This is a genomic window from Desulfovibrio sp., from assembly GCF_009712225.1.
Taxonomy (GTDB): Bacteria; Desulfobacterota; Desulfovibrionia; order Desulfovibrionales; family Desulfovibrionaceae; genus Desulfovibrio.
On sequence record NZ_WASP01000010.1, the window covers coordinates 250802 to 272080 of the forward strand.

Below are 21279 nucleotides of genomic sequence, written 5' to 3' on the forward strand. Positions count from 1 at the left end.
TCTGCTGAAGCGTGACTCAAGTTCTAGCGCCTGGCTTTAGAATTCGCAACAACTCTCCTCCCGAGGTTTGGATACAGGACGAATGATGCAATAGTCCTCATCAATAAACACAATCAAAACCCGAGCCTGCAAAAGACAACGGCTCGCCGCCTGCCGCTTGTACGCAACCTGCTAGCCGATAATTTAAAACACTGCTTTTTGCGGCAACGGCAACGGAATTAAAATCAACAGCAGTAATGTTTGTCCCGTGCTGTGCCCACAGGTTGGCTATAAACACACCGCAACTAACCCATAAAATCGATTTGTTTTGTAGTTCAACTAAGGGAAAGATGTATAAAAAATAATCATCACTGTCACGGTGTGAATATTTCATAAAATAAAGTTTTAATCTGCCTGTCTAAAAATGTTGTCAAAAGGAGCTACCTCAACATGATATTCTCTTAAAAAGGCTGCGGCGCATGCAAGCTGCATACAAATGAAATGCAAATAAAATTTTCTTCTGTAATATCATGTAGCCATGTTAGAAGGTTGAGATGTTTGAAAACGTCTCTTGTGGACAGATGGTTTGTATCAGAACTCATAGACGTCACAAAGTACAGTTCAAGCAATCTGTACATGATCCGCATAGATTTTTAAGCCGTACGTCTGCGTGATTACTATATTTTTTTGTTTGTCCATGGCATGGTCGTGTTCTCCGTCTATCGATCCGCCTGTGAACACAAAGGTCGTTAACTTACAACAAAGATTGAATGGTTTTTAGTGCTCGCTGTGCTGCACAACCATCCCATAGAGGAATTGAGGGGGCAACCGGGGGGCGCCGGGTGCTTGCAAGCACTTCTGGCAGTAAGGCCGCGTTCAATAGCTGGTTTGTGCCAGAGGTAATCGTTATGGGCCGTTCAGTATTCTCACGTAATGTAAGGCAGGGTATCCCCAAAAAGCTGGTTTCCTCCTGAACGCCGCCAGAATCGGTAACTACGGCATCAGCTCCAAACAGTAGCCGCATGAACGTGCAATACGGCAGAGGCGCAGTTACTTTAATGGAGGGACAGGAAAGAATTTTTGAAAATAAGCCGAACTGCTCCAGTCGATTGCGCGTTCTGGGGTGCAATGGAAAGACAAGATTTTTTTGCGTGGCGCATTTAAGCAGGGCATCACAAAGCTCTTTCAACGTTGTTTGGCTATCGACATTGGAGGGGCGGTGCAGTGTAACAAGAGCATATGGCTTGTTTGCTATATCCAAGTCAGCAGGCAAGGATGTTTTTTCTATGCAGGGGCGCAGCAATGTTAGGGTGTCAATCATTATATTGCCAATTTTATGTATCTTATCCTTTGCAACTCCCTCATTAAGAAGGTTTTTGTCTGCGTCAGATGATGGAGTCCAAAGAATGTCGCAGATACTGTCTGTGACAATACGATTAATTTCTTCAGGCATGGAGCGGTCAAAAGATCGTAGACCAGCCTCCAGGTGTGCGGTGCGGATGCCAAGCTTAACTGCGGCCAAGGCCGCTGCCGGGGTTGCATTAACATCGCCGCAAACGATTACCAGGTCTGGCCGTTCTGAGAGCAATACGCGTTCATACGCCTCGAGCACGCGTCCCGTCTGCTGTCCATGTGTTGTGCCAGCTATGCCCAAATTGATGTGCGGAGTGGGGAGCCCCAACTCTGCAAAGAAGACATCAGACATGGCATAATCATAGTGTTGCCCGGTATGAATGAGCGATATATCAGCCCAGCTCTGTTTGCTAAGTGCGCGCCATAATGGGGCGGCCTTCATAAAGTTTGGGCGAGCAGCAACAACAATATGGATATGCATAAAAACTACCTTAAGGCATGTGCAATAACGTATAGAGACGAAGCCTGGCCGGGAATAAAAATCTTGCCAACACGCTCAAACAAGTCATCTACCCATTTGTATTGTCGAATTCTACCATCAAGTGACCAATCTGGTGGCCCCCAGCCCATATGGTGCACAGATGTGATTGTAAAACCCGTTTCAGCAAGTCTTTCTGTGATGATCTTGGATGTATAAAAATGTACATGATCTGTGGTGCGCAATGATTCTGGATCCCGCTTGTATGCCAGTTGCCACCACCAGCATCCCTCATTGGGGACGCCCAGTATCAGCAACCCTCCAGGCTTCAGCACCCTGCGCACTTCGTGGAGTGCTGCGATGTCGTCCGGGATATGTTCCAAAACATGGTTAAAAAAAATACAGTCCATACTGGCATCGGCAACTGGATACTGTAAAATATTTCCTAAAAAACAACGGGCTGATGGAACGCGATGCTTTGTTCTTGCTAGCCTGACCATATTATAATCACTGGCACACAGTTGAGAGGCAAATTCCTGTAGCCAGAGAGTATTATTGCCGTCTCCGCATCCTAAATCAAGCAACATTGAAAATCGTTCTCTTTTAGCATTGCATTCTGAGCGCAACACCGATTGAACGTATTCTCGCCGTTTGCGCAGGTGGTGGCGCCATGGGCTACCTTGCTCCGGGGGCTGTTCGTCTTGATACCATATGGGTTTTACCAGGCGGGCAGTTTCCATGTCCGCTTCATGTCTACTCGCATCAGGTACGCACAGTGGCATGCCATTGATTATAGGGTAATGCCCTTTGCAAGATGAACACACAAGCGCACCGGAGGATTCCGTGAGCTGGTTCTTACAGATGGGACAGCGCAGCCAAGGCCATGTTTTAGTGAACATGTTCTTCACTCAGCATTTGCTTATAAACGTTTACGTATGCCGCTTCTGCAACAGCTGGATCCCAATGTTTGCGGGCATGGGAGAACGCTCGTTTTCCCAGTGCCTCTCTGGCAACATCGTTTTCTATTATCTGTTGCATGGCGCTGCGGTAGCTTTCCGGGGTATTATCCACAAACTGTACAAAATCTGCATCGACAAGCTCAGGCACGGGCAATCCTTTGCGCCGGTTTATGATCAGCGGCAGCCCCGTTAATAAAGCCTCCAGCACAGATTTATTGAGTTCATAGTATTCTGTATGCACAACAAATGCGTCCTGTTGTGGCAGCATTTTGCAGAGATCGTCATTATGGATAGCAGGACAAAAAACAACACGATCTGAAATGGATAGCTGATTTGCCAGTGATTCCAGTCTATTTCTGGCTGGCCCATCTCCAACAATTGTCAGTTTGGCGTCTGGCAGGTCCACCATAGCTTTAAGAATGTTTGTTGGGTCTTTTTCAGTAAAGAGGCGCCCCACGCAAATAAAATGGAATGTTTTACCTGCCGAGTAGTTTTCTTTTTTTTGCAAATTATAACAATTCAGTATGTTATAGCACACCTTGATTCGATTTTCAGAAATTTTATGGCGCTGCAAGTAGGAAAGGACAGGCTTATACACGGGCAAAATGTAGCTTGCATGTGATAGTGCCTGATGCTCTAGGTATTCATAAAAAGCATTGTGCCGCTGTTCCTGTGGTGATTGGGGGGCTGCATACCGCGCCACGGTATTCACATCTGGATTAATATGCAAAGATATGCAGTAGGGCACGCCAAGTTCTTTCTTGATGCGCGATGCCAAATAGGCATTCCAGTCCGCACTGTGACAACGGATCATGTCCGGTTGAATGCGGCGGGCAATTTCAACCCCTCCCCGTGCCCAGCGGCGCAAACGCCACGAGTCAAGCACGGGAAGACGCGCAGCAGGAAGGGAATAATCACAAGGGTAATTGTGCAGAAAAAGTTTGGCCTTGCCGACTGTTCGTTGCATGGCCTCTTTATCTGGTGCGTCGTCATTGGTCATGAGGATGTGCACTTCATCCGCAATTTCGCCAGGATTATAGTAAAGTGGCTGGTACTCACCCTTAGTAAGTATGTCTGAAAGCCTATCTGGCACAATAACAAGCAGGCGCATGCTAAGAATCCTTTGTAGCGATAAGACAGATAGATTGTTTGAATGGGAAATAAAATCTTGCAAAATTACAGATAGACGAAACTGATAATCTGGGTGCCACAGAGTAATTTAACCCAGAAAAATCCATGAAGGAAAATTTCAATCTGTGCAGCATTTGCAAAACGCCCCAATTTGTCACAGTGACGATTCCGTTCAAGAAATATTCTGGGTTTCTACCAAGTTTCACGCATTTATTCACGAAACGACTTGCAAAGCAGAAGTCAACCGGGGACCAAGGCAGGTGATAATGAGCCTCATCTCGCCATGCAAAATAATTGGGGCAAATGATAAAAAGTTTTCCGCCAGGTTTAAGCAGGCTGTGGCATTTTTGAAACAGTTTTGAAGTGTCAGGAATGTGTTCAACCACATTCCACAGTGTTATGGCATCAAATGTAGGAACGTCATCATTTATCTCATCTGCAGATGCAATACGAAAAACTGCTTCTGCCGGGGCGGTGGGGCAAAGGCGACCAAGCCGTTTTCTGGCGATCTCTACTTCAAAAGCCGCAGGTTCTATCCCAAAAGCATCATAACTATGTGCACGTGCAGCCAGAACAAATGTTCCAAAGCCGCACCCGATATCCAGTATTTTAGATTTTTCCGGTACCTGCTGTAACAAAAGCTCAATCAACGATTCTGAAGATTCAAACCCCACATAACTTATAAAATGGTTTTCGATTGATTGAGGAGAAAATACACCATCGTACAAGTCAGTAAGATATCGAATTATCGTGTCACGTTCATCGACTGTAAGTGTATTCAGGTAGGGATCTTGATCAAACATCAATACTCCAGCATGTTAGCGGCCTTGAGACGCAGAAAATGCCTTCCGTCCTCGTACCAAGTCGCGTAACCGATTAATTCGATCTTCAAAATATTTTACCATCAGAGCTGATATGCCAATAGAAGTAAGCAATGAACTTAGAAAAAATGGGATGGTAAAAGGAGGAATACCCACTGCAGCCAATAGCTGGCCTATGAAGTAATGAACAAGAAAGAGGGGGTATGCAATGTCCCCCAAAAACTTATCAGCCTTTACTAAAGCCTGTCTGCCTAGGGGGGCTGAGAAATTTTCAAAAGAAAACGATCTTAATACTATAATCATAGCCCCGCTAGCGAATGCCCCTATATACATTATTGAAGGATATATCTTCAAGCTGAAATAGCTTAAAATATACCATGAAAATATAAGTAGTGATAAAATTACTATAGAATATACCAGTTTGTATTTGCGAATCTGACGCGAAGAATAGTTGACAAAAGCCCCAAGAGAAAAGCAAAGCTGGCCTTGTGCAAGGCGAGTTATGTGTTCGTTTGTATCAAATCCTAAGAAATACACGGCTGCTAACAACGGCACACTTAAAATAAAACCCAGGCGAGCCATCTTAAAATCTAGCGGAATAAGACCAATGACTATGTAAAACAACAATTCGATTGTCAAAGACCACGCTGGTGGAACAAATATATTATCGTAACTATACAGGTTAAAAAGGGTAATATTGGCAAATACAGCTGACAGATCTGACGTCAGCACCATTTGTGATATTAATACTTTTGAAGGAAAAAACATTAAAAAAAGACATGACGACAACAACACAAGCCAATACGTCGGATAGATGCGTAATACTCTGTTTGTTATATATTTAAAAAAGCCACTCCATGTTCTTCCATATGTTGCATCAATGCTCTTAGCCATTAGATACCCGCTTAAAACAAAGAAACATGACACAGCTTGAGCGCCTGTTTTGTACATTGTAGGCTCCAACAAGTGAGATGCGACTACAAGCAAAGAAAGGAAAAAGCGGTAGATGCCAAACATTTGTGCTAGCTTTGATATATAAGCTGTTTGTATTGTATTTCTATCATTTATTCTTCTCGCAGTTTCATACTATTTTTTTGCTTTGTTATGAAAATTAACATCTCTTTGAATATCAATTAATTTGAGTCAAAATATCTAGAATGGACGACAATACATAACTAATTAAAGAAACGAGATTTTTCCTTATTGTTACTTGCAACTACATAGCGTCAATTGCCTCTCTTTTGGCATACCACCAGATGCCTAAAGGCCAATCTCCATAGCATGGGGGCCGAACTCAACCACTCGTCAAGCATCCTCCCCCGCCACCGAACTTTTAGCCAATCATTCCATTTGGGGTGTAATAATGGCCATAAAAATTTTGGCTTACCTGCCCATAGGGGAAGAAATTGAAAACTTCTGTGTTCCAAAACATCAAAACCTGCATCATGTAGTATGGCCATCTGCTTTTCAATCTTATCTGCTGTATTTTGTGCATATCCGTCTTCACGTTCATAATACCTACAGCAGAAAGTATTGAGTGAACGCTTATTGCCCAAGTCTAAAATAGCTATACCATTAGGCCTAATATGGTTTGACAGACTTGTGCAAAACCCCGAAAAATCTGTTATATAGTATAGACATGAAAAGGAGTATGCACAGTCCACCAGAGATGGCAGCTCAAAGCTGTTACATATATCCGAGGTGAAGAATTGTATATTCGAGTAGCCTTGCGCAAATTGTGCATTGGCAAACTCCACAAACCTTTCAGAAAAATCTACTCCCAACAAAGTTCCAGCCTTGCCTTGAAAGTATGCCAATGTGGCTCCATTCCCGCATCCAAGGTCTAATAATGTGGATGTGGGATTGATATATTTTGCAACGAGATTTACTTTCTCAAGTAGTTGCTTGTGGGCATAGAGATTCGAATCAATAATATCATGTATATTTGCAGAAATAGTTTTTGGCTGATATAATTCTGATTTTTTGTATGGCGATTCCATTGTGTTAGCTGTCTCCTGCCAATTGTAAGGATTTCAAGACATGTTTTATGCGCTCAATTTCCCTTGGCCGTAAATTGGGTCGCACTGGAATATTATAAACCATGCCCGAAAAAACTTCAGATAAATTCGTAGGCCCTTGCGATTCACACTGTGCATTGAACCTTACATGAAGAGCTGTATACATTCCTTCAAGCTGTATCCTTGATGTAGAAAAGCGGCTAAAAAAAACATCTCTATAGCGTTCTGTCTTCATTATGCACGTGAATTTGGTGTGTGTGTGGTTAGACACATCCTGCACAAGTGCCTTATCTTTATCTATATAATCTAAAAAAATCTGGGTACTTTGTGTTCTTTTTTCAATTATTTCTGGGGATTTTTGTGTTTGTGCATGCAAGAGCAAAGCATCAACAAGCGATATCTGTTGAAGAATATATTGATTCCCATTATATATTGAGCCAATGCGCTCTCCAACAATTCTTGCGCCAGGGAAAAAATATTTTAGTAATATGGATATTAGACGAATAGTCGCAATGCCATTTTTTTCATATTTCATGCCAGACTTTATATTTTTCAGACATTTTGCATAGTTGCAACTAAAAACGAGGCCACCTGCTGTTGCAGATATGTTTTTACCAATTCCAAAAGAAAATATTGCAAAATCATCATCCAATATGTGCAAGTCAGGGCTGTATGCTTGGCAATAGTCAGCAATCCACGCCACTCCTGCTTCTTGAACTGCGCACCGCAAAGAAGTTATTTCTGGAAGTGCGCCGCACGTATAAGTAAAAATACACGCCAGCACATTACTATCTAAGCACTTTTTGATCACATCACTATCTGGCAACAAATCTTGATCACAATCCACGAAAACTGGTGTAAGGCCACATTTTATAATGGGGTCGTATACCCCCCTACACGCGTAACTCGGGAGAATTACTTTCTTCTTCTGTGGAAAAGTTTCTGCAAGAGCACGTAATGCGCATTCAAGTGCGCCACGACCAGAACTCGTTAAAACAATCTGGCTGTCTGCGCTTAGGTGCCACTGACTTGAAAAAACCTTGGCAATATTGGATCTGGCTTTTCGGTATTTCGCAATACTTGCAAGGCTTACTATTTCTTCTTTACCCCAAAATGGTTTGATAAATTGAATTTCAGGGGGCGACTTCAAGCGACTGTATACAGACTTTACCAGCCTGTAGCCTCGCCACAATGCTGTTGCCAAACATTCGGTTGTTTGCTTGCCAACACATGCTTCAACTCGCCTTTTCGCCAAGCGAAGACAGTCTTTTAAGTGTCTCTTCACACTTAGTGGAGGAGCGATTTCTTCGAGCTGTGTGACCTCGTGCCAGGTTTTTTGACAACGGAATGTGCGGTGATCATTACCGCCAAATTTGGTTTTAAAAACGGTTAGCCCAAATCGCTTGTTCTGCCCCCAATTATCGACTTTGGCGTCATAAAATATCTCACCGCATTCATACCAGCGCACTCCGGTGCGTTTGGCACCAAGCAGGGCACCCCAAAACAGAAGGTAGTTTGCCCCATTCTCCAACGCTTCTGGGTTACTGCACCCCGTATGAAAAGTGGCACCTTCGCCTAGTAACGCAGTGTTATGATAGGCAAGGGGTTCACCATGGGCATCGCGGCAGACCCAAAGGCGAGAATAACCGGCGGGCGCGCAATGCTGGGCAATACCTTCAAAATAGGCTTTGGGGTGCGGTGTCACTCCTGTGCGCTCATAGGTTGCAATATGCAAATTATAATAATTGTCCAGTTCTTCAAGCCAGTCGCACCAGTGAACAGTAAGGCCTGCGGCCTGTGCCTTTTTAATGGCCTGTTTAGAAGTTTTAGCAAGGGATTGCCAGAGAAACTGTTCCTCATGGCTAAGGTCTATAACACGTGACACGCCAGATAAATCGTTAAAACCATATACAATCCATGGGTTTACTCCCCAGCTGGCTGCAATTGATGTTCGTGTCACCGGGAGGACAGCAAAAGACAAGCTATGGGCACCACGTGAGTGCGCCAAACCTTCAGCATGTTCAAGCAGGGCAGCAATAACATCCTTACGCTTTTTGGGGGTAACGCCTGCAACCGCCACGGGGCCGCTCGCTCCCCACCCGCTGGAAGACATTACTTGAGCTTGGGGTGAATATTGTAGTGGGAGCACCCCTACTAGTAGACCGCCCTCATAAAGCCCAAAGCTAAAATCTTCAAAACCCCACGCCCCAACCCCCATGATCACGTCATGCCACGCACTTGTAGACCAGGCAAAGCCGTCAGGGGATGATGCCACAAGAGAATCCCATGATTCAGGGGAAATATCTGCAAAGGGCACTACTTTGTATGTCGAGTTCAACATTGGAAATGACCACTATACCTGTTGCCAGCGGCTTTTGTGAACTGCACCTTGAGTTGAATTGATGCCAATACCACCTATAAAATCGGACTTTTGCACATAAAAATTCAGAGCGACAACGCAATCTATACTGCAATATGTCTGCAATGATCCTGCGCAGTGCCCAAAATCAAGTCCAAGCGAATACTTTCCCTCCCCCAATCGCAAATCTTCGACATAGCACTCAACTGTTCCTGATTGTGATATTGCGGATAAATCACTATTATGCGTGCTATTAATTGTTGTTGCTCTTTCACCCCATTCATTTATTATAAACAATTCAAATATTGGGAAAGAAGTATTGCAACCTTCATAATCTATTCTTACGCGAAAAGGCTTGCCAATTTCAAATGTTGTGGAAGGATCGCCATGGGCATTCAAAAGTTGAACACGAGTCAGAATGTTTTTTGATGCATGTTCCCAGCGAGTTGTGGTGCGCAAGTCTGCCTCAGAAGAAAGTTCCGTTGGCAGTTCATTCATATGTTGAATAATTTTCAAATATTCCTGCATGACAGGAAGTATTTCTCCTATGTGAGTGAGCTTGCCCTGCTGAAGCATTAGCCCTGAGGTACACAACTGAGATACGGCACGAACGTTATGACTTACAAACAGAATGGTTCTGCCGTCATTCACTAGCTGCTGCATGTTTTTACGCGCCTTGTTTTGAAAGGCTGCATCACCCACTGCCAGCACTTCATCCAATATAAGAACATCGCAACGCAGCATACTGGCAACTGCGTAGGCAAGGCGAACATACATGCCTGACGAATAGCGTTTCACCGGAACATCAATAAATTCTTCAATTCCAGAAAAATCTACAATTTCATCAAAGTGTGCCTTTATTTCTGCCTTGGGGATGCCCAGCAGCACGCCATTCATGAAAACGTTATCCCTACCAGACATGTCTGGGTGAAACCCTGTGCCCACTTCCAACAGAGAGCCTACCCTGCCTCGCAGCACGGCTCGCCCCGTTGTTGGCGGTGTTACCCCTGTAAGAATCTTGAGAAGAGTACTTTTGCCAGATCCATTTTTCCCCATTATCCCCAGTATCTGCCCTTGTGGAACCTCAAAGGACACATCTTTCAAAGCCCAAAAATAATCTTCCTCAGCATCGCTGCGGATAATGCCCATATTTTTAAGGTGCGCACGAATACTTTTTTTACCCGCCAATGAACGCTGCGGTGTGTAATATCGTTTGCCCAGCCCTTCTACAACGACTACGGAATTATTGGACATCAACAATATACCTTTCTGTAAGAGCAAATACGTACCACCCCATAACCAACAATCCCAAGGTCAGCCCGATGCTCAAATATAGCAGCATGGTGATTTCAGTTTGCTGGCCAATGAATATCCAGCGCGCCCATGCAATCACCCAATACATTGGGTTTAGTTGCAATATCCAGCTCAAAGAGGATGGGACCAGCGTGGGAGGATAAATTACTGGGGTAATATACATTGCCAACTGTATGATATAGTTGAGCGGGACATTTAAATCGCGAAATTTTACTGAGGGGCCAGCGAAGATGAGACCTACTGATAGCCCGCACAGCAATATGACCACTAAAAGAAAAGGAATGTATATGAGGCGCCCCCAGTAGACATAACCATTACAAAGGTTAAAAATAAATAGTATTATCAGCGAGATGCAGGCATCAATCCCAGCGCGTCCCAAGTTTACTCCAGGCAAAATTATGCGGGGAAAGTAGACTTTGGAAACAATGCCAATGTGCTCCTGAAGTGATGAGGCGGTTGCAAGGCAGGAGTTCTGAAATATTCCCCAGGTAATCATGCCTGTAAAAGCAAATACAGCGTATGGGTAACCATCGCCGGAGACCTGTAATATCTGGCCGAACAGAATCCAAAACACCAACAAGCTACCCAATGGGTTGAGCACAGCCCACGCGACCCCAAGCGCCGATTGCTGATATCTGGACAAAAACTGTCGGCGCAGAAGCATAAAGAAAACCTCACGCGCCCGGTGTATGCCTTTGATGTCTGGAATCCACCAACCTGAGCCAGAACTTTGTCTTACGGTCTCTTCCACATTTACTCCTAAAACAAATACAAAACTGCCATCATTAGCAGAGGTAATGCAGCCTTATTAATTGAGTACGTTGGGAGGAAAAACAGGTCTCTCCCGATATGGCTCGCTAAAAATGAGCTTGAGGCTGTCATACGCCCTGACACGACTGAACCTGCCCAGATGACTGGCGTACTGAATCTTTTTGTCCTGGAATTTGAGGCAAAGCATCCCCACCTAGAGATGTCCGCCGTACCATTTGAAACAGCCCTCGGAGTTTTGCAGGGCACACCGATTATGGACAGCATACCCGCCGCCAGAACATTCTCAAGGCGGCAAAAACAATGCTTAACCCCACGGTGGGCAATGCCCATGGGTGATGCTTGGCAGTAAGCAGGATACGACTTCTCGTTAAATAGTAGAGCGACTTCAGATTTGCCTGCTTGCTGTAGAATCCAGTGGTGAGGCCTTCGTTGTGATGGACAATGGCGTCTGCCGCGTAGGCAAGGTCAAAGGCCCCGTTTGCAGCGTACGCCCAGTCTTGCTCTTCACAATACAAAAAATACCGCTCATCCATAAGGCCCACAGTTTCTATGAAAGCCCTACTGACCATCACGCTGGCGCCATAGATAAAATTAATTCTTTTTTCAACAGCATCAGAAGTGTCAGCCAACGCTTCTGATACGGTAAATTTGTATCCGTCAAGATAGGACAACCCGGTCCACGGAGTTGTTCTTCCTCCACCTCTGCATTGCACCGTATTTGTGCCACGATATATGATGAGCGAGCCGCACAGCCCCGGCCGTTTTTTAGAAAAAAGGCGCTTTTGCATCGCCTCAAGGGCATATTTTTCTACCACCGTATCATTATTCAAGATCCAGACCGCCTCAGCTCCACACTGCAGCAGCAGTCGTATGCCCGCATTGTTTCCTGCAGCATATCCTTTATTTTGTGGAAGTCTTAATAAAATGATACTGGCAGGCGGGGGCAACTCTCTGCTTTCATGGTCATAGTCAATAAAGTTGTCAAATTGCATTGCCTCAACCTGGTGCGTAGCGCCACCAGCCTTCGCGGCAATGCTTTTCGCTCCCCATTCACGTAATTTTATAATAGATTCGTTGTTCGAGGCGTTGTCAACGATGACAATCCAGGCCGGGGGAGTGGTGCTGGCAATAACTGATTCTAGGCAAGCTATAGTTTCTTCCCATCTTTTGTAATTAAGGATGACAGTTCCGATAGCTTTTGAAGCATTCGACACCATAGGCATAAAACGTCCCTCGTATCCCATTTCTCATAAATTTGAGTACTGACAATATAATTTGATTACCGGTTACTTCTCCAAATGAAATGTGTCAACAAGCTGCTCGGCCGCTAGATGGCATCCTCAAATCATTTTAGCCTGCGCTGAGGCCCCACCAGTTACTTTCCCCATTCGCGGCAATGATTGCGGTATGTTACGCTCCATATTCCTGTGAATGACTCCCTTGTCATGCTCCAGGACAGTATCTACCAAGCCAGCGAAACACATCAACCAATCCGAGATGAAGCCGAGCGCTTGACACAAATTATTTTTTAATGAACGATAAATAAAAAATGGAGAGCAACTTGAAAATTCACCACCATTCCCTGAAATACACTGCGACTGCCATTCTTCTGGCGTGCTTTTTTGCATTCCAGCCATTGGCAGTGGGGGCACAGATGCCCGAAGCCGGAAAAGTAAACGCATTCCTGGGGAAAAGCCTCATTGACGATTTTGGAAAGCACCTTCTGGTTATTGATGTGAGAACGGCAGAAGAACTTGGTCAAGGTCATATCCCCGGGGCAATCAATATTCCCATAGAAGATCTTGCCCAAAGGTCTGCGGAGATCCCCCCGAATGTTCCAACACTTCTGGTCTGCCGTACGGGAAGACGTGCCGAAGCCGCATACTTGATGCTGCAAAAATCCGAGCTGCAGCATGCTCAACTTTGGTACCTCGCCGCAACTCCTGTTTACGGAAAAAATGGAACATTTACCTTTAAATAGGTGAGATCATCCCCATCAGCGTGTGTACATTCAACATACCAATAAAACTGCTTTTCTGGAGAATATACTGTGCAAAAAATATTTGAAGCCATGTCACGAATGAATTCCGTTGCTGTCACCATGGCAAGAATTGGCATGATCATTGTTTTATTATGGATTGGAGGGCTAAAAATTGTTCCCTATGAAGCCGATGGCATTGTTCCATTTGTTGCAAGCAGCCCATTCATGAGCTTCCTGATGGATGCTCCTGGCGAATATAAAAGTCATATGAATCCCGAAGGCAAGCTGGTTCCGGAAAACAGGGCATGGCACATGCAACATGGAACCTACACAGCCTCCTACATTATCGGCGCAATAATCGTTACCTTGGGGTTAACACTATGCCTGCATCCGCTGCTGCCGCAGGTGGCCGCCATCGGCAGCGCACTGATTGTGGGCATGTCCTTTGTAACTTTGTCTTTTTTGATTACAACCCCGGAATCATGGGTACCAGCTTTGGGTGATATTGAGCACGGATTTCCATATTTGAGCGGAAGAGGCAGACTTGTTATCAAGGACGTGATCATGATGGGGGCGGCAGCCGTTACAATGGTGGACTCCGCAAAGGCATATCTCAAGCAACAACAAGCCTGAATGAATACGTAACACTATGCCCTTGCTGCTCATCTGGATTTTACTGAACAAGCAGGGCATAGATACAAGAGAGGGCCATACTCTTTCGAAAAAAATTTGACCACGGTAAAACACGCATCCTGCCCGTCAGGATGCCCCAATATTGCAAAGGAACAGAGCATGAATACCGAAAACCGCCCCTTCCCTCAGCCAGCTTCGCAAGAGGTAGACATGAAAAACATTGTCGGCCTTCATACCGTGAGAGCGACGTCGGATGCATCCACAGTGCAAAGGCGCCTGGAAAACTGGCTTGCAGAAAAAAATATCCAGATTTTCTACGTTGTGGACCATGCGGCCAACGCCACAGCGCACGATCTTTTCCAGCTTCCTGCATGGGTAACCTTCTTTGGAAACCCTGCCGTCGGCACCCCACTCATGGTGGAAAACCCCCTTATGTCTTTGGACCTGCCGCTCAAGGTACTTGTGCATGAAGATGCCTCCGGGGCGGCATGGTTGACCTACCATGATCCTGCGCAACAGGGTGCGGCACTGGGGATAAAGCCCGATCACCCCAGTCTGAAAAAAATGGAAACCCTGCTGAAGACCCTGGCACAGGCTGTAACGGTATAACCCCGCAAATTATGCAACCATGCCGGAATCAAGAGGTATTACATGGGTAGGGCTCCTGGTTACGATAAAGAAGTTTTGCTGAAAAAGCTCACCGACTGCTTTTGGGAATATGGGCATTCTGCCCCTGTGAGTTTTTTGGTTGAGCAGGCTGGTGTTAATGCGGCCAGCCTGTACGCCGCTTTTGGAAGTAAAAAGGGCATGATCCATGCCACCATAAAAGATTACGCCCGTGAAGCATGCACTGAAGTAACCGAGCTTCTGGGAAAAAACAGTCCTGGCCGCGAGCAGATACGATATTTTCTTCAAACCTTGCTGGATACAGGGCTGGCTGATCCCAAGTCCAGGGGATGTTTTCTTGTTAACAGCATACTTGAAGCACATTCCGATGATCCAGAGATCGGGACGATTCTTAATACCTGTATGAATGACCTGCGGGCAATTTTTCAAAAGCACCTTACCCTTGCAAAAGATTTGCGCCCAGGCATCACTGCGGCAGAGGCGGCGTTATTTCTTCAGGTACAGGTATGGGGCCTCAAGATGATGGTCAAAATGGGATTACCCGCGGAATCTGGGCAAACCATTATTGAACAGACGCTTTGCAGGTTGTTTGCTGATAAACCCGAAATTCAAAAAAGAACCAGCCAAAACCGGCACGGTGTGGGCAGATAATATGCTTAAACGTATTTCACCTGTCCCCGTTAACTACTTTGCCATTGTTCTTGGCATGTTGAGCTTTGGCCTGTCCTGGCGCTATGGCTCAAGTGTCGGGCTTCTACCGGCATGGCCTGGGCATGCCCTGCTTCTGATTGGTGCAATTTTGTGGTTCTTTTTGCTCTGCACATACATTTATAAATGGGTATGCCAGAAAAAGGCTGCTCTTGAAGAACTACACCATGTCATCCAATGCTGCTTCATAAGCCTGATCCCTATAACCACGCTGTTGATGGGCATTACCGTCTTGCCATATTCCAGAGCTCTCGCATGGCTACTGCTCGCAGCTGGAATAATCGGACAGCTGGGTTTTGCCGCTTATCGAGGGGGAGGACTGTGGCGCGGCACACATGTGGCTGAAGCAACAACGCCCATCATCTATTTACCAGCGGTTGCCGCCAACTTTGTTTGCGCATCAGCAATGAGCGCCACAGGGCACCTGCAATGGGGAACATTGTTTTTGGGCGCAGGCATGCTCTCCTGGCTAAGCCTGGAGGCAGCAATACTGCACAGGTTAAGAACCATGCAAACGCTTGCAGCGGCTGCGCGCCCGGTGATCGGCATCCAGCTGGCCCCTGCTTTTGTCGGCTGCGCTGCCTACCTGTCGATAGACGGGGGGGAGTTGACGTAATTGCCCTGGCGCTGATCGGTTATGGCATTCTGCAGGCCATTTTTTTAGTCAGGCTTTTGCCGTGGGCGCTTGAGGGAGGCTTTACACCATCATTTTGGGCTTTTTCGTTTGGCCTGGCATCGATGGCGGGCTGTGGTCTTCGTATGATAGCATTCTACAGCAATACCGGAGAGAAAGGCCTGCTACTTCTTGGCTGGAGTCTTTTTGGTATTGGGACCTTCTGCATTGTGGCCCTCATAGCATTTACCCTCTTGTTTTTTATAAAAAAACTACAAAAACATAACGCTGATGCGTAAAAATGTTCCCCCTCCCGTGCTGGCACCAGTGCACTGCAAACCACATTTGAACCCACAGGGGCGCGTGTACATTGCGGGCAGGGTCGGAAGCGTCTCCCATTTGCGAACCACAGTAAAAGAATCTCTTCCGATAAAATCACTTTACCCGCGTGCATGCCATGCCAGCACGTTACAGCGCGATCGCCGTATACAGGGTAGCGGACACCACCCGGTCGGAAGGAAGCCTTTTCGCAGAGCTGACGGCATCATGGATGTATGTTTTTACGCACGAGTTTGTACACTTCAAACCATCCAACACTTGCCAGACCGGCCAGCAGGCAAAAGCCGAATTCTTTTGGTTGCAGCGCATTCAAGTGCAGAAGAGTGCGGAGCACCGGGACATTGAGCACAAGAACCAGCATCACCGCCGCTCCTCCCAGTATCCACCACAGTACTGCGTTTGGCTCCCTGAACATGGTGACAATCGTGCGGTTCCACGAGCGGTTGGTCATTATCAGCGCCAAATTTGCAAAAACCAGCGTGGCAAAGACAAAGGATCGTCTGGAATCATCCAGCGGTTGCCCCTGCATGCCAGCCACCCAGAACATAAAAAATATGGAGGCCAGTACAAAGACTCCCTGCATCAGGCTGATGCTTACCACGCGCGCATTAAAGAGCTGCTCGTCCGGCTTTCGTGGTGGTCGAAGCATAACGTCCTTTTCAGCGCCTTCAGACTCGAAAATAAGCGAACAGGCCGGATCAATGATGAGTTCAAGAAAAACGATGTGGACAGGCAACAGCATGAGCGGCAAGTCGGCAACGAATACCGGGGCCATCGAAAGACCCGCTATGGGCACGTGAATGGCCACAGTGTAGGCTACTGCCTTTTTGATATTGTCATATATGCGGCGACCCAGCCGGATGGCCTGAACAATTGAAGAAAAATCGTCATCGAGCAGTATCAGAGCCGAGGCCTCCCGTGCCACATCAGTGCCACGCCCGCCCATGGCAATGCCAATGTGCGCCGCCTTGAGGGCAGGGGCATCGTTCACACCGTCCCCGGTCATGGCCACAATCTCTCCGTTGGCCTTGAGGGAGTTTACTAGGCGTAGCTTCTGCTCCGGCACCACGCGAGCAAATACGTCAACATCCCTGATGCGCCGCGTAAGCTCCTCGTTGCTTATGGCCTCCAGATCAGAACCGGTAATGACCTTGATGCCCGCGCCGGGTAGGATGCGCAGCCCAATCTGTTTGGCAATACTCTGGGCAGTGGCCGGGTGGTCACCTGTAATCATGATCACCCTAATCCCCGCCCTGTAGCACTCCTGAATCGTTGCCGGAACCGTGGGACGTATGGGATCCTCCAGACCGACGAGCCCCAGAAATTCGAAAACAAAATCATTCGGCCCATCGGGCAAAGGAGCCCGTGAATCTGCTTTGGCAGGCCAGATGGCCCGGGCAACGCCGAGCACACGCAACCCTTCGCCCGCCATTTTGCCCACCTGAGCGGCCATGGCGATTCTCTGCACCTCGTCGAGGCGGCACAGTTCTGCTATGGCTTCAGGGGCGCCTTTGGTGGCAACAACCAGATTGTCAGTGCCTGGCGCGCGCCAGACATGAGTCACGGCCAGCAACTCCGGTGACAGGGGGTAGTCGCGCACCATTTCCCATTGCTCGTGCCAGTGTTCGGTCTTGCCCAGGTATTCGTTGCCCATCTGATGCAGGGCACGTTCCATGGGATCAAAAATTTCCTTTTTGCTGGCCAGCACCCCGTATTCCAGCAGCCAACGGAACGCCTCCGGCATTTTTGCGCCTTCGCTCGCAACAAAGCTCTGACCGCCTGCATGCAGCTGGCGCACGGTCATCCGGTTGAGGGTGAGTGTACCGGTTTTATCCGTGCAAAGCACGGTTGCTGCTCCCAGGGTTTCTATGGCAGGCATGCGCCGGGTGAGTACGCGGCAGCGAGAAATTCGCCACGCGCCCATGGCCAGAAAGACGGTCAGTATGACGGGAAACTCCTCTGGAAGCACGGCCATGGCCATGGCTATGCCCGCCAGTATCGCTTGCTCCCAGCTCTGCGGCGTATTGCCGCGTGTCAGGCCATAGGCCACGATGGTAACAGCGCACAGGGCTATCCCTATGAGAGCGAGCTGCTTGATTATACGACCTGTCTCGTTCTGAAGAGGCGTCTTCGCTGGCTCAATGGACTCAAGCGCCCTGCCTATCTTGCCAAGCTCTGTATTAACCCCGGTGGCCACCACCTCGGCCAACCCCTGCCCTCTTGTGATGAGCGAGCCCGAAAAGACTTCCGGGAGGTCGTCACCACCAGGCTTGCCTGTTCCGGCGGCATTCTGGGAGCTTGTTTTACGAACAGGCACAGACTCACCTGTCAGCAGAGATTCATCCGCCGCCACGTTGAGCGCATAGCGCAGCACCGCATCTGCGGGAACTCGGTCGCCTTCTGAAAGCAGAATCTGATCACCCCGAACCACCTCGCGTCCGGCGATACGCCGCTGCTGCCCATCGCGAATAACCAGAGCGCGCGGGCTGGAGAGGTCGCGCAATGCGTCCAGCGCGCGTTCCGTTCGCCGCTCCTGAACAATGGTGATCCCCATAACTACAAAAACGAATGCCAGCAGCATAAGTGCGTCCGACAGTTCACCCATAAGCAGGTACAGGCTGCCGCAACCCACCAGAAGCAGAAACATGGGTTCCCGCATGACCTCAAAGGCGATGGAGAGCACGCCACGCCTGGCACCCTGAGGCATTTCGTTGAAACCTTCTCTCTGTAGTCGAAGGGCGGCCTCGGCCTCGCTCAGGCCTGTGGCGCCAGATGGATCAAACTGAGTCAGCTTCATGGCTAATTGCCTTCCTGAAGGTGTTTCGCGTTCACCGGGGAGCCCCTGAAGCATACCAGAAGCAGCCTCACACCCTTCTACTACCAAAAATCTAACGATACTGTGCGATCCGGATTGTCAGGACAGGTTTTGCTGTTTTTGCACCCCGCCACCCTGTCGGTTACCTTTAACCACACATGCTCATAGCACCAGCCCGAGGACAATCAGTCAAGGCTCTATGGAAACCTGACTGTTTGTAAAAAAATACTCATGCCCCGATTTTAGCGGGCAGCCAATGTTGGCAAAACCCCAAGGGCACCCCGGATCGGACGGCCCCGCGTCATTGCCACAGGCAACGAGCAAACAAAAAAGGGCCAACAGACCGGCGCTGACTGGCGCTGAAAACAGCAGAGAAAATTGTGGAGTAAAGACGGATGCCGCATGGCAACAGTCAGAATGCCGAAAAAAGGGCTGCCTGATGGCGGCCCTTTTGTATTTATGGAAACCAGATCATGAAACAGACGGAACTGCGCGGAAGTCCTGTGGCATCGATCAGGCCGGGGCTGCGTATTGATCGGCGGCATGGCAAAGCCGTCCAAGCAGATTAAAACCATGGGGTTAAATGCTGGTTCCCTCAAAACACCATGCTCCTGATGACAAACCTTGCCTCAACCCCCACTACAGACACTCATCGCCCTCAACACAAGAGCTGTATGCCCGGCTGCGCTTAAGTTTTCTGAATAAGGTTGACCTGTTGATCTGAAACATCTCAGCTGTCTTGTTGAATGAGCCGTAGTGCTGAACAGCTTTGGCAAGCAGCTCTGCCTCTATACCTTCCATCACTTCTTTAAGAGATGTGGGAGTGTCGGGCAGCGCTGGCGTCAACTCTTCTGGTTGGGAAAAATCCTCTTTATCAGCCAGACATTCGCGCAGGCGGCCGGGCAAAGACGACGGTTCAACCACAATGTTATCATGTGTAATAACAATATGCTGAATGATATTTTGTAGTTCACGCACGTTACCGGGCCAGGAATAATACGATAAAGCCTTGAGCGATTTTTGTGATAACGTTACTGATTTATTATATTTCGTATTATATTTATCCAAAAAATGTTTTGTCAGTAGCGGGATGTCTTCAAGACGCTCGCGCAAGGGAGGCATAATCAGCTTTGCCACATCAAGCCTATAAAACAGATCCTGTCGAAACTTCCCCGCTTCTATGTCCGCAGACAAATCCCTGTTGGTTGCGGCAATAATTCTTACATCCACCTTTTGCGCCTTGGGCGAACCAACCCGCATAATTTCCTGATCCTGCAGCACACGCAGCAAGCGGGATTGCATGGGTAACGGCAACTCGCCTATTTCGTCCAGAAAGAGCGTTCCCCCGTCTGCACTTTCAAAATATCCCGCCTTGCCCTGGGCGTTGGCACCAGTAAAAGCCCCTTTTACATAACCAAACAGCTCCGATTCAATCAGCTGTTCAGAAATGCTGCTGCAGTCAATCTTGATAAACACTGAATCCTTTCGGGGGCTGCTGGCATGAATGATTCTGGCCAGGACATCCTTACCGGTTCCTGTTTCGCCAAGCAAAAGAACGGTAACATCAGTTGCGGCAATACGTGTCATGGTGTTCAGCAATATCTGCATGGGGGCGCTTGAAAAAACGCCGTCTATTTTCTTTTGCGAACCGAGCATGGTTTCGACACGGGCCTGATATTGCTGAATCAGCCGGGCCTGCTTATCAATCTGGCTCTGTAAAGACCTGATAGTTGTGACATCACGGGCAAAGGTTACCACAAAACAGACTTCACCGCTGGATCCAAAGATCGGGTAAGACTGAAGATGTAGCGTTTTTTCTCCTCTGCCGAATTCCTGCACCGCGCTTGCCGGTTTACCCGTTTTGACAATAACGGGGTTGAGCACCTTGTTAAAAATGCCCTGTTTTTGCAGGTCCAGCACATGAAATCCTTCCAGGCGCTCGCGCGCTATTCCGGTGAGGGATTCGTAGGCCTTGTTGACCCGCAGCGTGATACCCCGCCGGTCAGACAAAAAAATGCCAACCTCCATGAGGTCAAGAATATCGTTAAGGTGCTCTTCCAGTGCGGTAATACGGTTAACGGTCATTTCGGCTCCTATTTCAATAAATTTTGGATGCCGTGCTTGATGAGCAGCGATACTGATTGCATATATTTCATATAAACAGGCTGTTAAAAAATACTTGCGCAGCACTGTGGCGTCATACCCCCCGATTGCAGCAGAACACCTTTCCCCAAATCAGATGCAGCGTCGACAGAAAGGAGTTAACCAATCAACTTCAACAGCAATTGTGAAAAATATCCCTATTTTTTTATACACCGATATCACCTTGTCGACAAGCATCTATCGGGTGATTGCAACGCAATATATCACGTAAAATTTA

General features: G+C 47.5%; 20 protein-coding genes and 1 pseudogene. 6 read left to right on the top strand and 15 right to left on the bottom strand.

The window, feature by feature from the left end; genetic code table 11:
* Positions 1-100: 100 nt before the first annotated feature.
* The 13 genes and pseudogenes from F8N36_RS13430 to F8N36_RS13485 form a co-directional block, all read right to left on the bottom strand.
* Positions 101-373: a hypothetical protein gene (locus F8N36_RS13430; RefSeq protein WP_291333324.1), complete on the bottom strand. Its 273-nt coding sequence runs from the start codon at positions 371-373 to the stop codon at positions 101-103.
* Between the two features lie 360 nt (positions 374-733).
* The gene (wecB, locus tag F8N36_RS13435; RefSeq protein ID WP_291333325.1) at positions 734-1813 is read right to left on the bottom strand and encodes a UDP-N-acetylglucosamine 2-epimerase (non-hydrolyzing); all 1080 of its coding nucleotides are present in this window, start codon (positions 1811-1813) and stop codon (positions 734-736) included.
* Between the two features lie 5 nt (positions 1814-1818).
* The gene (locus tag F8N36_RS13440; RefSeq protein WP_291333326.1) at positions 1819-2550 is read right to left on the bottom strand and encodes a class I SAM-dependent methyltransferase; all 732 of its coding nucleotides are present in this window, start codon (positions 2548-2550) and stop codon (positions 1819-1821) included.
* 54 nt (positions 2551-2604) lie between these two features.
* Positions 2605-2709: pseudogene (locus F8N36_RS16355) on the bottom strand (Trm112 family protein); the annotation flags it as partial.
* Positions 2699-3880 (bottom strand): glycosyltransferase, encoded by a 1182-nt coding sequence (locus F8N36_RS13445; protein ID WP_291333327.1) that lies wholly within the window; start codon positions 3878-3880, stop codon positions 2699-2701. The pseudogene F8N36_RS16355 and the gene F8N36_RS13445, both read right to left, overlap by 11 nt.
* A 1-nt stretch (position 3881) precedes the next feature.
* Positions 3882-4703, bottom strand: coding sequence for a class I SAM-dependent methyltransferase (locus tag F8N36_RS13450; RefSeq protein WP_291333328.1), 822 nt, complete (start codon positions 4701-4703; stop codon positions 3882-3884).
* 15 nt (positions 4704-4718) lie between these two features.
* Positions 4719-5738, bottom strand: a complete 1020-nt coding sequence (locus tag F8N36_RS13455; RefSeq protein WP_291333329.1) for an acyltransferase — start codon at positions 5736-5738, stop codon at positions 4719-4721.
* 209 nt (positions 5739-5947) lie between these two features.
* Positions 5948-6721 carry a class I SAM-dependent methyltransferase gene (locus tag F8N36_RS13460; protein WP_291333330.1) on the bottom strand — a complete coding sequence of 258 codons (774 nt, stop codon included), beginning with the start codon at positions 6719-6721 and terminating at the stop codon, positions 5948-5950.
* Between the two features lie 4 nt (positions 6722-6725).
* Positions 6726-9056, bottom strand: a complete 2331-nt coding sequence (locus tag F8N36_RS13465; RefSeq protein WP_291333331.1) for a GNAT family N-acetyltransferase — start codon at positions 9054-9056, stop codon at positions 6726-6728.
* A 36-nt stretch (positions 9057-9092) separates the two neighbouring features.
* Positions 9093-10352 (bottom strand): ABC transporter ATP-binding protein, encoded by a 1260-nt coding sequence (locus tag F8N36_RS13470; RefSeq protein WP_291333332.1) that lies wholly within the window; start codon positions 10350-10352, stop codon positions 9093-9095.
* Complete coding sequence (locus F8N36_RS13475) at positions 10342-11163, bottom strand: ABC transporter permease (protein ID WP_291333333.1); 822 nt, start codon at positions 11161-11163, stop codon at positions 10342-10344. Before F8N36_RS13475 ends, F8N36_RS13470 begins: the two co-directional genes overlap by 11 nt.
* Positions 11164-11434: 271 nt before the next feature.
* A complete protein-coding gene (locus F8N36_RS13480) occupies positions 11435-12406 on the bottom strand; it encodes a glycosyltransferase family 2 protein (protein ID WP_291333334.1) in 972 nt (323 codons plus the stop codon).
* 117 nt (positions 12407-12523) lie between these two features.
* On the bottom strand, positions 12524-12820 hold the full coding sequence (locus F8N36_RS13485) for a hypothetical protein (RefSeq protein WP_291333335.1): 297 nt from the start codon (positions 12818-12820) through the stop codon (positions 12524-12526).
* Between the two features lie 17 nt (positions 12821-12837).
* Between F8N36_RS13485 and F8N36_RS13490 the strand changes: the two genes are divergently transcribed.
* The 6 genes from F8N36_RS13490 to F8N36_RS13515 all read left to right on the top strand — a co-directional run bounded on the left by F8N36_RS13490 (position 12838) and on the right by F8N36_RS13515 (position 16044).
* Complete coding sequence (locus tag F8N36_RS13490; protein ID WP_291333336.1) at positions 12838-13164, top strand: rhodanese-like domain-containing protein; 327 nt, start codon at positions 12838-12840, stop codon at positions 13162-13164.
* Positions 13165-13233: 69 nt separating this feature from the next.
* Positions 13234-13797: a DUF417 family protein gene (locus F8N36_RS13495; RefSeq protein ID WP_291333337.1), complete on the top strand. Its 564-nt coding sequence runs from the start codon at positions 13234-13236 to the stop codon at positions 13795-13797.
* 159 nt (positions 13798-13956) lie between these two features.
* The gene (locus tag F8N36_RS13500; RefSeq protein ID WP_291333338.1) at positions 13957-14406 is read left to right on the top strand and encodes a DUF302 domain-containing protein; all 450 of its coding nucleotides are present in this window, start codon (positions 13957-13959) and stop codon (positions 14404-14406) included.
* 42 nt (positions 14407-14448) lie between these two features.
* Positions 14449-15075, top strand: coding sequence for a TetR/AcrR family transcriptional regulator (locus tag F8N36_RS13505; protein ID WP_291333339.1), 627 nt, complete (start codon positions 14449-14451; stop codon positions 15073-15075).
* A 1-nt stretch (position 15076) separates the two neighbouring features.
* Positions 15077-15748, top strand: a complete 672-nt coding sequence (locus F8N36_RS13510) for a hypothetical protein (protein WP_291333340.1) — start codon at positions 15077-15079, stop codon at positions 15746-15748.
* Between the two features lie 56 nt (positions 15749-15804).
* The gene (locus F8N36_RS13515) at positions 15805-16044 is read left to right on the top strand and encodes a hypothetical protein (protein ID WP_291333341.1); all 240 of its coding nucleotides are present in this window, start codon (positions 15805-15807) and stop codon (positions 16042-16044) included.
* Positions 16045-16289: 245 nt separating this feature from the next.
* Here F8N36_RS13515 and F8N36_RS13520 read toward each other — a convergent pair whose 3' ends face one another.
* Together F8N36_RS13520 and F8N36_RS13525 are read right to left on the bottom strand one after the other, a co-directional pair.
* A complete protein-coding gene (locus tag F8N36_RS13520; RefSeq protein ID WP_291333342.1) occupies positions 16290-18881 on the bottom strand; it encodes a cation-translocating P-type ATPase in 2592 nt (863 codons plus the stop codon).
* 657 nt (positions 18882-19538) lie between these two features.
* Complete coding sequence (locus tag F8N36_RS13525) at positions 19539-20984, bottom strand: sigma 54-interacting transcriptional regulator (protein ID WP_291333343.1); 1446 nt, start codon at positions 20982-20984, stop codon at positions 19539-19541.
* Positions 20985-21279: the final 295 nt, after the last annotated feature.